Source organism: Mycobacterium parascrofulaceum ATCC BAA-614 (assembly GCF_000164135.1).
Taxonomy (GTDB): domain Bacteria; phylum Actinomycetota; class Actinomycetes; order Mycobacteriales; family Mycobacteriaceae; genus Mycobacterium; species Mycobacterium parascrofulaceum.
Window position 1 is genome coordinate 233637 of record NZ_GG770555.1, and the last position, 12277, is coordinate 245913.

A 12277-nucleotide genomic window follows, 5' to 3' on the forward strand; every position below is an offset into this window, starting at 1 on the left:
CCTTGGCGGACACGGTGTGTGCGCACGACCCGCGCAGCCGAGACCAGCTGCGCGCTGATGCGCTCGGGGCGCTGGCGGCTTCGGGCGATCGGCTGGGCTGCCGCTGCGGGCGGGCTGACTGTGCGGCCGCCCAGCGGCCCGCGACCTCGCCGGTGGTCATTCATGTGGTCGCCGAGCGGGCCAGCGTCGAGGGTCGCGGGTCGGCTCCGGGCTCGGAGCTGGGCGCCGACGGGCTGATCTCTGCCGAGCTGATCGCGGAGTTGGCCGGTTCGGCCAGGCTCGTCGCGGTGGGCGCCCCGGCGCAAGCCGAGCCGCGCTACACGCCCTCGGCCGGGCTGGCCGATTTCGTGCGGTGTCGGGATCTGACGTGTCGGGCGCCGGGGTGTGACCGCCCGGCCGTCGATTGCGACATCGACCACACGATCCCGTATGCCCAGGGTGGTCCGACGCATGCGTCGAACCTGAAAGTCCTGTGCCGCCAGCATCATTTGCTCAAGACGTTCTGGGGTTGGCGCGACGAACAGCTGCCCGACGGCACGTTGATCTGGCGGCTGCCCGACGGGCACACCTACGTCACCACCCCGGGCAGCGCGTTGCTGTTCCCCACGCTGTGCGCGCCCACCGGCGACCCGCCGCTCACGCCCGTCCCGGTCGCCGAGCGCTGCGGGCAGCGCACCGCGATGATGCCGCTGCGCACCCGCACCCGCGCCCAGAACCGGGCCCAGCGCATCGCCACCGAACGCCACCGCAACCGCCAAGCCCGGCTGACCACCCCACCCGCCGTGCCGACCAGCGCGTCGCCCCCCGGCACCGCACCCTCCGGCCCCGCGCCCCCCGACGACGAGCCGCCGCCCTTCTGATCGCGGGTCAGACGGTCTTGGTCACGCCGACGTAGGACAGCACGACGTCGGATTCATCGGTCATCTGGGTCAGCGTCGCGTAGGACCGGATGAACGACTGGCCCACGCACCCGTCGATCTTGACGTGGAAACCGGTGACGATGACCCGGGGATTCGCGCCCTTGAAGTCCTTCCTGGCCACCGGAACGACGACCACGACGCCGGGCTTGAGGCCCACGGTGACCACCCCGTTGAGCGGGACGGTAACCAACGGCACGGCTATGGGCGTACCGGCGCCCAGGCCCGCGATGCCAATCCCCGGGCTGACGCCGGCGCTGCCCGCGATGGTGACGCCGTTGGACGTGCTCATGTCGATTCCGCAGCCGATCTCGTAACCCACCTCCAGGAGGCCGTGCGGATCTTCGACTCCCTCCAGCGAGGCGAAGAAGGTGCCGCGGGCGAGGTATTCGCGGGAGGAGACCGCCGTGGTCAGCGGCGCGATCGGGACCTGCGACTCGTCCCTCGCCCCGAGCGTCAGGTCCCAGCCTTCGGGCGTCGTGTACGTGACCGGATCCGACGAGGGCACCAACCCTTCGTCCGGCGCCACCGCAGCGGTGGCGGCGGCGTTTTCCGTGTCGGGATCGGCGGCCGCCCGGGGCGCCGTGACCGCCGGCAGGACGACGCACAACGCGAGGATCGCAGCGCGACGGACGACGACGGCTATCGGCCACACGTGCGACACCGTATGTACCGCCCGATTCGGTTCGCGAAATTTGCTGGCCGAGTCGCCTAAGTCGTTGTGCGTTCGTAACCGTTACGGGATTTGGGTGCGCAATCGGGGGATAACCGTCGCGTTGGTCCTGTCGGTAGAATCGGCGCATCGGTAACCAGAGCCCGGCAGCGGCGGAGAGGGCGGGGCGATGAACATTCACCAGCGGGCTCGCGGACTGCTCGCCGGCGCGGTCGCTGTCCTGGCCCTCACCGGCGGCACCGGCGTAGCCCATGCGGATCCCGACCCCGTGCTGCCGCCGGCGCCGGGCATCATCACTCAATTGGTGACGTCGACCCCGGCGTTGTCTCCGGACACGGCCGACGAAGACGGTCCCGCAATGGGTTCCGACGCGGTCGGGATGTTCTGCGAGAACCAGTTCGCGCACTGCCGGTAGGCCGGTCTCGCACCCGCGCTGATCTGTCGCGCCGGCCGGCCATGGGCAAATCGCCTGGCCAGGACCGCCGAGGCCCCCCGGTGTGCCATGATGTCGGAGCTGTCAAGACATAGGGGAGCGGCCGTGGATCTCAACTTGTCGATTGTCACGCGACCGGTCGAGCGCCTGATCGCTACGGCGCAGAACGGGCTGGAGGTCGTCCGGCTGGGGGGCTTGGAAACGGGGAGCGTCCCGTCGCCGTCGCAAATCGTCGAGAGCGTACCGATGTACAAGCTCCGGCGGTATTTCCCGCCGGACGTCCGGGGGGACAAGCCGCCGGTCGGGCCGCCGGTGCTGATGGTGCACCCGATGATGATGTCGGCGAACATGTGGGACGTCACGCGCGAGGACGGCGCGGTGGGCATCCTGCACGCCAACGGGCTGGACCCCTGGGTCATCGACTTCGGCGAGCCCGACAAGGTCGAGGGCGGCATGCGCCGCACCCTGGCCGACCACATCGTCGCGCTCAGCCAGGCCATCGACACGGTCAAGGAGGTCACCGGCAGCGACATCCACCTGGTCGGCTATTCGCAGGGCGGCATGTGGTGCTACCAGGTCGCCGCCTACCGCCGCTCGAAGAGCCTGGCCAGCATCGTCACCTTCGGTTCGCCGGTGGACACCCTGGCCGCCCTGCCCATGGGCATCCCGCCCAACTTCGCCGCGCCCGCCGCCAACTTCATGGCCGACCACGTGTTCAGCCGGCTGGCGATCCCCAGCTGGATGGCGCGCACCGGCTTTCAGATGCTCGACCCGCTCAAGACCGCCAAGGCGCGGGTGGACTTCGTGCGCCAGCTGCACGACCGCGAGGCGCTGCTCCCGCGCGAGCAACAGCGCCGCTTCCTCGAGCGCGAGGGCTGGATCGCGTGGTCGGGCCCGGCGATCTCCGAACTGCTCAAGCAGTTCATCGCCCACAACCGGATGATGACGGGCGGGTTCGCCGTCAACGGCCAGATGGTCACGCTCACCGACATCACCTGCCCGGTGCTGGCCTTCGTCGGCGAGGTGGACGACATCGGTCAGCCGGCCTCGGTGCGCGGCATCCGGCGCGCCGCACCGGACGCCGAAGTCTATGAATCCACCATCCGCACAGGGCATTTCGGCCTGGTCGTGGGATCGAAGGCGGCGCAACAGAGCTGGCCGACCGTCGCCGCCTGGGTGAAGTGGCTGTCCACCGGGGGCGACAAGCCGGACGGCATCGACCTGATGGCCGACCAGCCCGAGGAGCACACCGACAGCGGCGTCGCGCTCAGCTCGCGGATCACCCACGGCATCGGGGAGGTCTCCGAGGCGGCGCTGGGCATGGTGCGCGGCGCGGCCAACACGATGGTGGCGGCCAACAAGTCGATGCGCACCCTGGCCGTCGAAACGGCCCGCACGCTGCCGCGCCTGGTCCGGCTGGGACAGATCAACGACCACACCCGCATCTCGCTGGGCCGCATCATCGACGAACAGGCCCGCGACGCCCCGCAGGGCGAGTTCCTGCTGTTCGACGGGCGCGTGCACACCTACGAGGCCGTCAACCGCCGCGTCAACAACGTCGTCCGCGGCCTGATCGAGGTCGGCGTGCGGCAGGGCGACCGGGTGGGCGTCCTGATGGAGACGCGGCCCAGCGCGCTGGTGGCCATCGCCGCGCTGTCCCGGCTGGGGGCGATCGCGGTCGTGATGCGACCGGACGCCGACCTGGCCGCGTCGGTCCGGCTCGGCGGGGTGACCGAGCTGCTGACCGACCCCGCCAACCTGGAGGCGGTGCTGGCCTCGGACCGCCAAGGGCTGCGGCAGGTGCTGGTGCTGGGCGGCGGCGAAACGCGCGACTTGCACCTGCCCGACGACAGCGACGTCATCGACATGGAACAGATCGACCCGGACGCCGTCGAGCTGCCCGGCTGGTACCGGCCCAACCCCGGGCTGGCCCGGGACCTCGCGTTCATCGCGTTCAGCGCGGCCGGGGGCGAGCTGGTGGCCAGGCAGATCACCAACTACCGCTGGGCGGTGTCGGCCTTCGGGACCGCCTCGACGGCCGCGCTGGATCGCCGGGACACCGTGTACTGCCTGACCCCGCTGCACCACGAGTCGGCGCTGCTGGTGAGCCTGGGCGGCGCGGTAGTCGGCGGCACCCGCATCGCGCTGTCCCGTGGCCTGGACCGCGACCGGTTCGTCCAGGAGGTGCGGCAGTACGGCGTCACGGTGGTGGCCTACACCTGGGCCATGCTGCGCGAGATCGTCGACGATCCCGCGTTCGTGCTGCACGGCAACCACCCGGTGCGGCTGTTCATCGGTTCGGGCATGCCGACGGGGCTGTGGGGCCGGGTCGTGGACGCGTTCGCGCCCGCCCACGTCGTCGAGTTCTTCGCCACCACCGACGGGCAGGCGGTGCTGGCCAACGTGTCCGGCGCCAAGGTCGGCAGCAAGGGCCGCCCGCTGCCCGGTGCCGGGCGCATCGAGCTGGGGGCCTACGACGTCGAGCACGACCTGATCCTGGAGAACGACCGCGGCTTCGTCCAGGTCGCCGAGCCGAAGCAGGTCGGGGTGCTGCTCGCCGCGTCCAACGGCCCGATCGACCCGTCGGCGTCGGTCAAGCGGGGAGTCTTCGCCGCCGGTGACACCTGGATCTCCACCGAGTACCTGTTCTACCGCGACGACGACGGCGACTACTGGCTGGCGGGCCGGCGCGGCTCGGTGGTTCACACCGCGCGCGGCCCGGTGTTCGACGAGCCGGTCACCAACGTGCTGGGCTGCATCAACGGTGTCGACCTCGCGGTCACCTACAACGTGCCGCTGGGCGACCGGGAGGTCGCGGTCTCGGCGGTTACGCTGCTCCCCGGGGCCAGCATCACGGCCGCCGACCTGACCGACGCCGTGGCCAAGATCCCGATCGGCGTGGGTCCCGACATCGTCCAAGTCTGTCCGGAGATGACATTGAGCGCGACCTACCGCCCGACCGTCAGCGCGCTGCGCGCGGCCGGGATCCCCAAGCCGGGCCGCCAGGTCTGGTACTTCGACGCCGACGGCAACCAGTTCCGGAAGCTGACCCCCGGCGTGCGGTCCGAGCTGAGCGGGCGCGCCGATGATTGACGACGCGCTGCTGAGCATCCTGGTCTGCCCGGCCGACCGGGGCCCGTTGCTGCTCGTGGACGACGAGCTGCTGTACAACCCGCGGCTGCGCCGCGCCTACCGCATCGAGGACGGCATCCCGGTGCTGCTCGTCGACGAGGCGCGCGACGTCGACGACGACGAGCATGCCCGGCTCATGGCACGAGGCCGTCCGGCAGCTCCCCGGTGAGATAGCGCTGCAGGTTCGGCGCAATCGTCCGCGCGACCTGCTCGGCCGGCAGCGACGCGAACGGCTCCAGCTGCAGGATGTAGCGCGCCATCACCACCCCCACCAGCTGCGACGCCACGAATTGCACGCGGATGAATCCGCTACCGGGCGGATTGTCAACGCGCGGGCCAACTTCCACCGCGATCACGTCCTCGATGAACGTGCGGAACAGGTTGACCTCCGAGCCGGCCAAAATGGACCGCAGGGTGGCGATGAACCCGGTCCCCAGGTCGGAATCCCACAGCGGCAACAACATCGACGGCAGCCGGTAACCGATCTCCTCGATGGGCACGTCGCGCAGCGGGCCGATGATGTCCATCGGGTCGATCGGGACGTGGACGGCGGCGGCGAACAGTTTCTCCTTGGTGCCGAAGTAGTGATGCACCAGCGCGGAATCGACACCCGCGGCCGCCGCCACCGCGCGTATCGATGTGCCACGAATACCGTTGCAGGCAAATAGTTCCCGTGCGCTGGCCAGGATGCGATTGCGGGTGTCGGAGCTGCCGGCCGGCCGCCCGCGCCGCTTGCGCCTTCTTGCGGTCGCCACTAGGCGGTCCGCCGCCGCAGCGTCGCGGCGGCCAGGCCCAGCGCGATGAGCGCCGAGCCGAACACGACGACGATGTCGCGCACCGCGACGTAGGTCAGCTGCGGGTGCGCGCCCACCTGCTGCAGGGCCTCCAGCGCGTAACTGGCCGGCATCGCGTCGCTCACCCACTCCAGCCAGTGCGGCATCAGGGCCCGGGGCACGATGATGCCGGCCAGCAGCAGTTGCGGCACCATCACCAGCGGGATGAACTGCACGGCCTGAAACTCGGTGCGCGCGAAGGCGCTACACAGCAGGCCGAGGCCGACGCCGAGGACGGCGTTGACGATCGCGATCACGAACACCCACGCCGGGCTGCCCGCGGTGTCGAAACCGAGCAACCAGAACGACACGATGCAGGCCAGGGTGGCTTGTGCCGCGGCGGCCGTCGAGAAGGCGGTGCCGTAGGCGATCAGCAGGTCGAACCGGCGCAGGGGAGTGGTCAGGATGCGCTCCAGCGTGCCGGAGGCGCGTTCCCGCTGCATCGTGATCGCCGTGATGATGAACATCACGAACAGCGGGAAGAGGCCCAGCAGGATCAGGCAGGCGTTGTTGAACGGCGCCGGCGTGCCCGGGCGGTGCGGCGCGTTCTGAAACATGAAGTACATCAACGTGATCACCAGGACCGGGACGAACAGGATCATCGCGACGCTGCGGTGGTCGGCCGCGAGCTGGCGCAGGATCCGCATCGTGGTGGCGGTGTATCCCTTGAGTCCTAGCCGGCCTGGCGCGTGGTGTTGCGCTTGATGATGGACAGAAACGCGTCCTCCAGTGACGTGCATCCGGTGTCCTCTCGTAGTCGGGTCGGGGTGGTGTGCGCGAGCAGATGACCGTCGCGCATCAGCAGCAGGTCGGCGCAGTGGTCGGCCTCGTCCATGACGTGGCTGGACACCAGCAGCGTGGTGCCGCCGCGGGCGAGGTCGGTGAACTGTTCCCAGAGGTCCGCGCGCAGCACCGGGTCCAGGCCCACCGTCGGCTCGTCGAGCACCAGCAGGTCGGGGCGGCAGACCAGCGCGCACGCCAGTGACACCCGGGTGCGCTGACCGCCGGAGAGGTTGCCGCAGAAGGCGGTCCGGTGATCGGCCAGCCCGACCCGGTCGATCGCGTCGTCGGCGGCCTGGCGGCCGAATCCGTACAGCGAGGCGAAGTACCGAACGTTGTCGACGACGCGCAGGTCGTTGTAGATCGTCGGGTCCTGCGGCAGGTATCCGACCCGGCGGTGCAACGCGGTCGATCCGGCCGGATGACCGAGCACGGTGACGGTCCCCGCGGTGACGATCTGGGTGCCGACGATGCACCGCATCAGGGTGGTCTTGCCGCAGCCGGACGGCCCGAGCAGGCCCGTGATGCTGCCGCGCCCGATCTGCACCGAGAGATCGTGCAGCGCGGGGCGTTTGCCGCGGATCACGCGCAGGTGATCGATGCGGACGGCCGGGGCCGCGATTAATTCATCACACGATGAAGTCATCATTTGATGAATATCGTCCTCCGGCGAGGCGCTGTCAAGGGGCTACGGGGAGCGTTCCTCCGGTCCGGGGCGGCGCAACGGCAGGTGTCCGTGCACGCCCTCGGCGTAGGCGGTCTCGGCGTGCTGCGTGAGGTCGACACCGGTGGTCTCGTCCTCCGCGCTGAGCCGGAAGCCCATCACCCGGTCGATCACCTTCGCGAGCACGAACGACACCGTGAACGCGTACGCCGAGACGACGACGATCGCGAGCGACTGCTTGCCCAGCTGACCCAGGCCGCCCCCATAGAAGAGGCCCCGCGGACCCGACGTCATCACCGCCGTGGCGAGCAGCCCGATCAGCGACACCCCGACGACGCCGCCGACGAAGTGCACGCCGACCACGTCGAGCGAATCGTCGTAGTTGAACCGGAACTTGGCGCTGATCGCGAAGGAACACACGACGCCGGCCGCCAGGCCGACGACGGCCGCGCCGAGGGTGTTGACCGTTCCGCACGACGGCGTGATGGCGACCAGCCCGGCCACCACGCCGGACGCCGCGCCGAACGTCGTGGGCCTGCCGTCGCGGATCTGTTCGACCGACAGCCAGCCGAGCATGCCGAGGCAGCCGGCGACGAGCGTGTTGAGGAAGATGGCCGCGGCGGTCCCGTTGGCGGCCAGGGCCGAACCGGCGTTGAACCCGAACCAGCCGAACCACAGCAGGCCCACGCCCAGCAACACCAGCGGCAGGTTGTGCGGCCGCATCGCGTCCTTCTTGAAGCCGATGCGCGGACCGAGCACCAGCGCCAGGGCCAGGGCGGACGAGCCGGAGACGATCTCGACGACCAGGCCGCCCGCGTAGTCGAGCACGCCCAGCTTGGCCAGCCAACCGCCGGGGCCCCACACCCAGTGCGCCACAACCGAATACACGACGACCGCCCACACCGGGACGAACACCATCCAGGCGGCGAACTTGGCACGGTCGGCGATCGCGCCGCTGACCAGCGCCGCGGTGATGATCGCGAACGTCACCTGGAACGTCGCGTAGAGCAGTTCGGGGACCGCGCCGTGGGCGGTGTCGGGGGTGATGCCCAGCATCCCGACATGCCTGAGGTTGCCCAGGAACCCGCCGGCCCCGTCCTCGGAGAACGCGATGGTGTAGCCGAGCAACAGCCACGCCACCGTGACCAGCGGGATGGAGATGAAGCTCATCATGATCATGTTGAGCACCCCGGTGGTGCGGACCATGCCGCCGTAGAAGATCGCCAGTCCGGGGGTCATCAGCAGCACCAACGCGGTGCTGGCCAGCAGCCACGCGGTGGCGGCGGGGTCGATCGGATGCATGACGTGCTCCTTCGCTGCTGCCGAGACACCGGGATCCTGCCATGAAAGTGCGGCCGGTACGTTCGGTGGGTGGCCGCAAGCCAGCTGCTCGTCGACCCCGTCGCGGCGGCGCATCGGCTACTCGGCGCCACCCTCACCGGGCGCGGCGTGCGCGCCGTGGTCGTCGAGGTGGAGGCGTACGGCGGCGTTCCCGACGGTCCCTGGCCGGACGCGGCGGCCCACTCCTACCGCGGCATCAGCGGCCGCAACGCCGTGATGTTCGGGCCGCCCGGCCGGCTCTACACCTACCGCAGCCACGGGATCCATGTCTGCGCGAACGTCTCGTGCGGGCCGGACGGGACCGCCGCGGCCGTCTTGCTGCGGGCCGCCACCCTCGAGGACGGCACCGACACGGCGCGCGCCCGGCGCGGCGAGCTGGTCCGCGCGGCCGCGCTGGCGCGGGGCCCGGGCAACCTGTGTTCGGCCCTGGGAATCACGATGGACGACAACGGGATTGACCTCTTCGACCCCGCCAGCCCGGTGACCCTGGAACTCAACGAGCCCCTGACCGCCGTGTCCGGTCCCCGCGTCGGGGTCAGCCAGGCCGCCGACCGGCCGTGGCGGCTCTGGCTTGCCGGCCGCCCGGAAGTGTCGGCCTACCGGCGCAGCCCGCGCGCGCCCGCGCCGGGCGCGAGCGACTAGCCAGCGGCGGTCTGGACGGGTGCGGGGGCGACGGACCGAAACGCGGGGTCCACGCGGCGCGCGAGGAAGATGAACGTCACCGCCAGCAGCGGCGCGACGGCGCTGTAGATGGCTGCCGGCGTGGCCATTTCGGCGCTGTTCAACAACTGGGGGCTCAGCGCGACGCCCATCGCCACCACGGCGTTGTGCATCCCGACCTCGAGGCTGACCGCGACGGCCTGCCGCGGGGCCAGCCGCATCACGCGCGGCGCCAGATAACCGACCGTCAGGCTCACCGCGCAGAACGCCACGACGGCTCCGCTGAGCACGCCGAGGTTGTGCCACAAAGTCTTTCGCCCCCCGGCGACGGCCGCGGCCACGGCGAGCACCAGCAATGTGATCGCGGCGATCCGGACCGGCTTCTGCAGCCGCTGCGCCAGCGCGGGGAAGCGGTGGCGGACGGCCACCCCGATCGCGATGGGAACGAGGATCAGGCCGATCACCGCGAGGAACTTGTCCGGCTGCAGCGGGAGGAACCGCCCCTGGCCGAGGAACCAGGTCATCGACACCGCCAGGATTGCCGGCAGGGCGACGATCGACAGCACCGCGTTGATCGCGGTCAGCGTCAGGTTGAGCGCCAGGTCGCCGTTGAAGAGGTGGCTGAGCAGGTTCGACATTGTGCCGCCGGGCGTCGCCGCCATCAGCATCAGCCCGACCGCCAGATGGGGCTCGAGGTGGAAGGCCTCGGCGATCAGCAGGCACAGCGCCGGCAGTAGCAACGACTGGCAGGCGAGCGCGACGACCAGCGGTTTGCGCAGCGTGGCGGCCCGCTTGAAGTCGTCGACGGTGAGCGTCAGCCCGAGGGCGAGCATGATGACCACGACGACCAGCGGCCAGTATCGGTTGTCCATGACGCTCCGCGTGGTAGGTGCGGGTACGGGGGAAGGCGAGGGCGCGACGATGCGCCGCGTCGCTAGCTTGCCTTATCCGGCGGCGCAGGAGCGAATCGCGGCCGCGTGAGCGACTAAAGTCGGCGGCGATGTCTTCCGGGATCCTTGACGAGCTGGGCTGGCGCGGGCTGATCGCGCAGTCCACCGACCTCGGCGCGCTCGCCGCCGAGGCGCAGCGCGGGCCGATGACCGTTTACGCCGGCTTCGACCCCACGGCGGCCAGCCTGCACGCCGGCCACCTGGTGCCGCTGCTGGCGCTGCGCCGGTTCCAGCGCGCCGGCCACCGCCCGATCGTGCTCGCCGGCGGGGCCACCGGCATGATCGGTGACCCGCGCGACGTCGGCGAGCGCACCCTGAACGAGGCGGACACCGTCGCCGAATGGACGGAACGAATCCGCGGCCAGCTGGAGCGCTTCGTCGACTTCTCGGATTCCGGGGAATCCGCCACGGGCGCGGTCGTCGTCAACAACCTGGACTGGACGGCGCCGTTGTCGGCCATCGAGTTCCTGCGCGACCTCGGCAAGCACTTCTCGGTCAACGTGATGCTGGACCGCGACACCGTCCGGCGGCGGCTGGAGGGCGAGGGCATCTCCTACACCGAGTTCAGCTACATGCTGCTGCAGGCCAACGACTACGTCGAGCTGCACCGGCGGTACGGCTGCGCGCTGCAGATCGGCGGCTCCGACCAGTGGGGCAACATCATCGCCGGCGTGCGCCTGGTCCGCCAGAAGCTGGGCGCGACGGTGCACGCGCTCACCGTCCCGCTGGTGACCGCGGCCGACGGAACCAAGTTCGGCAAGTCCACCGGCGGCGGCAGCCTGTGGCTGGACCCGGCGATGACCACCCCGTACGCCTGGTACCAGTACTTCTTCAACACCGCCGACGCCGACGTGATCCGGTACCTGCGCTGGTTCACCTTCCTGACGGCCGACGAGCTCGGCGAGCTGGAACAGGCCACGGCCGAGCGCCCGCAGCAGCGGGCCGCCCAGCGGCGGCTGGCCCGCGAACTGACCGTCCTGGTGCACGGGGAGGCGGCCACCGAGGCGGTCGAGCACGCCAGCCGGGCGCTGTTCGGGCAGGGCGAACTGGACCGCCTGGACGAGGCCACGCTGGCGGCGGCGCTGCGCGAGGCCTCGGTCGCCGAGCTCAAACCCGGCGGCGCGGACGGGATCGTCGACCTGCTGGTGTCCAGCGGCCTGTCCGAGAGCCGCAAGGCCGCGCGCCGCACCCTCAACGAGGGCGGCGTATCGGTCAACAACGTCCGGATCGACAACGAGGAGTGGGCTCCGCGGCCCTCGGACTTCCTGCACGGCCGGTGGCTGGTGTTGCGCCGCGGCAAGCGCACCGTCGCCGGGATCGAAAAGATCTAGCGATCGCACCCGCAAAACGCGTTGGTGCGCAAATCTTTACCGCACCGTGCCGCGCCTGTGATCCCCATTGGCCAGGGTGGTCACGGTGATATCCCTGAGGCGTGCGGAATGGGCCCTGCTGCGTGTCCTGGGCGTGAGCGCCTGTGTGGCGGGGCTGGCCGCCCCGCTGGCCGCGCCCGTCCGCGCCGACATGCGGGGGAACGCCTTCCTGATGGCGCTCACCAACGCCGGCGTCAGCTATCCCCATCCGGCGGGCGCCCTGGCGCTGGGCCAGTCGGTGTGCCCGATGCTCGTCGAGCCGGGCCAGTCCTTCGATTCGGTGGCCGCCGAAATGGAACAGCGCAGCGGGCTGGGCTACGAGTCGGCCGGCCTGTTCACGATCGTCGCCGTCGCGAACTTCTGCCCCGCGGTGATAGCGCCGTTGCTGCAGAACCGGCTCACGGCGTACTAGCGCACGCCGCCCCCGTATCCTCGGCTGCGTGGTCGACGACAGGCAGCGGCAGCGGGGCGAACGGCGCCCGCGCCCGTCCGGCAGCTGTCGGGGCCCGGCCGCGCCCGGCCGG

13 protein-coding genes are annotated in these 12277 nt (G+C 70.6%); 7 read left to right on the plus strand and 6 right to left on the minus strand.

The genetic code is table 11. The features are described 5' to 3' along the window. Positions 1-860 (plus strand): HNH endonuclease signature motif containing protein (locus HMPREF0591_RS16680; protein ID WP_083802018.1); only part of this gene is annotated, 860 nt, incomplete at its 5' end. A gap of 7 nt (positions 861-867) precedes the next feature. Here HMPREF0591_RS16680 and HMPREF0591_RS16685 read toward each other — a convergent pair. After that, a complete protein-coding gene (locus HMPREF0591_RS16685; protein WP_244268935.1) occupies positions 868-1572 on the minus strand; it encodes an MspA family porin in 705 nt (234 codons plus the stop codon). A gap of 187 nt (positions 1573-1759) precedes the next feature. Here HMPREF0591_RS16685 and HMPREF0591_RS16690 point away from each other — a divergent pair, with 187 nt between their 5' ends. The 3 genes from HMPREF0591_RS16690 (at position 1760) to HMPREF0591_RS16700 (ending at position 5324) form a co-directional block, all read left to right on the plus strand. Beyond that, positions 1760-2005 carry a hypothetical protein gene (locus HMPREF0591_RS16690; protein ID WP_007169787.1) on the plus strand — a complete coding sequence of 82 codons (246 nt, stop codon included), beginning with the start codon at positions 1760-1762 and terminating at the stop codon, positions 2003-2005. Positions 2006-2095: 90 nt separating this feature from the next. Next, positions 2096-5116: an acyl-CoA synthetase gene (locus HMPREF0591_RS16695; RefSeq protein ID WP_085981674.1), complete on the plus strand. Its 3021-nt coding sequence runs from the start codon at positions 2096-2098 to the stop codon at positions 5114-5116. Next, on the plus strand, positions 5109-5324 hold the full coding sequence (locus tag HMPREF0591_RS16700) for a Trm112 family protein (protein ID WP_007169789.1): 216 nt from the start codon (positions 5109-5111) through the stop codon (positions 5322-5324). Before HMPREF0591_RS16695 ends, HMPREF0591_RS16700 begins: the two co-directional genes overlap by 8 nt. Here HMPREF0591_RS16700 and HMPREF0591_RS16705 read toward each other — a convergent pair. Genes HMPREF0591_RS16705 through HMPREF0591_RS16720 form a run of 4 tightly spaced genes read right to left on the minus strand, consistent with a single transcriptional unit; the run spans position 5290 to position 8734 of the window. Then, positions 5290-5910, minus strand: a complete 621-nt coding sequence (locus HMPREF0591_RS16705) for a TetR/AcrR family transcriptional regulator (protein WP_007169790.1) — start codon at positions 5908-5910, stop codon at positions 5290-5292. The two genes, HMPREF0591_RS16700 and HMPREF0591_RS16705, sit on opposite strands and share 35 nt — an antisense overlap. Further along, positions 5910-6635, minus strand: a complete 726-nt coding sequence (locus HMPREF0591_RS16710) for an ABC transporter permease (protein ID WP_007169791.1) — start codon at positions 6633-6635, stop codon at positions 5910-5912. Before HMPREF0591_RS16710 ends, HMPREF0591_RS16705 begins: the two co-directional genes overlap by 1 nt. Before the next feature lie 26 nt (positions 6636-6661). Beyond that, positions 6662-7417, minus strand: coding sequence for an ABC transporter ATP-binding protein (locus tag HMPREF0591_RS16715; RefSeq protein WP_007169792.1), 756 nt, complete (start codon positions 7415-7417; stop codon positions 6662-6664). Positions 7418-7456: 39 nt separating this feature from the next. Next, positions 7457-8734 (minus strand): ammonium transporter, encoded by a 1278-nt coding sequence (locus tag HMPREF0591_RS16720; protein WP_007169793.1) that lies wholly within the window; start codon positions 8732-8734, stop codon positions 7457-7459. A gap of 69 nt (positions 8735-8803) precedes the next feature. Here HMPREF0591_RS16720 and HMPREF0591_RS16725 point away from each other — a divergent pair, with 69 nt between their 5' ends. Next, positions 8804-9415: a DNA-3-methyladenine glycosylase gene (locus HMPREF0591_RS16725; protein WP_007169794.1), complete on the plus strand. Its 612-nt coding sequence runs from the start codon at positions 8804-8806 to the stop codon at positions 9413-9415. Here the strand turns inward: HMPREF0591_RS16725 and HMPREF0591_RS16730 are convergent. Next, positions 9412-10356: a bile acid:sodium symporter family protein gene (locus HMPREF0591_RS16730; RefSeq protein WP_279626976.1), complete on the minus strand. Its 945-nt coding sequence runs from the start codon at positions 10354-10356 to the stop codon at positions 9412-9414. The two genes, HMPREF0591_RS16725 and HMPREF0591_RS16730, sit on opposite strands and share 4 nt — an antisense overlap. Before the next feature lie 77 nt (positions 10357-10433). Here HMPREF0591_RS16730 and tyrS point away from each other — a divergent pair, with 77 nt between their 5' ends. After that, positions 10434-11714 carry a tyrosine--tRNA ligase gene (gene tyrS / locus HMPREF0591_RS16735; RefSeq protein WP_007169796.1) on the plus strand — a complete coding sequence of 427 codons (1281 nt, stop codon included), beginning with the start codon at positions 10434-10436 and terminating at the stop codon, positions 11712-11714. Between the two features lie 76 nt (positions 11715-11790). Further along, the gene (locus HMPREF0591_RS16740; RefSeq protein ID WP_050790068.1) at positions 11791-12165 is read left to right on the plus strand and encodes a DUF732 domain-containing protein; all 375 of its coding nucleotides are present in this window, start codon (positions 11791-11793) and stop codon (positions 12163-12165) included. The last annotated feature ends 112 nt before the right edge of the window (positions 12166-12277 follow it).

Bases quoted from the DNA above. Each gene is read 5' to 3' on its own strand.
- HMPREF0591_RS16710 (WP_007169791.1), bottom strand. From the start codon at position 6,635: ATGCGGATCCTGCGCCAGCTCGCGGCCGACCACCGCAGCGTCGCGATG.
- HMPREF0591_RS16695 (WP_085981674.1), top strand. From the start codon at position 2,096: ATGTCGGAGCTGTCAAGACATAGGGGAGCGGCCGTGGATCTCAACTTG.
- HMPREF0591_RS16700 (WP_007169789.1), top strand. From the start codon at position 5,109: ATGATTGACGACGCGCTGCTGAGCATCCTGGTCTGCCCGGCCGACCGG.
- HMPREF0591_RS16720 (WP_007169793.1), bottom strand. From the start codon at position 8,734: ATGCATCCGATCGACCCCGCCGCCACCGCGTGGCTGCTGGCCAGCACC.
- HMPREF0591_RS16690 (WP_007169787.1), top strand. From the start codon at position 1,760: ATGAACATTCACCAGCGGGCTCGCGGACTGCTCGCCGGCGCGGTCGCT.
- tyrS (WP_007169796.1), top strand. From the start codon at position 10,434: ATGTCTTCCGGGATCCTTGACGAGCTGGGCTGGCGCGGGCTGATCGCG.
- HMPREF0591_RS16715 (WP_007169792.1), bottom strand. From the start codon at position 7,417: ATGATGACTTCATCGTGTGATGAATTAATCGCGGCCCCGGCCGTCCGC.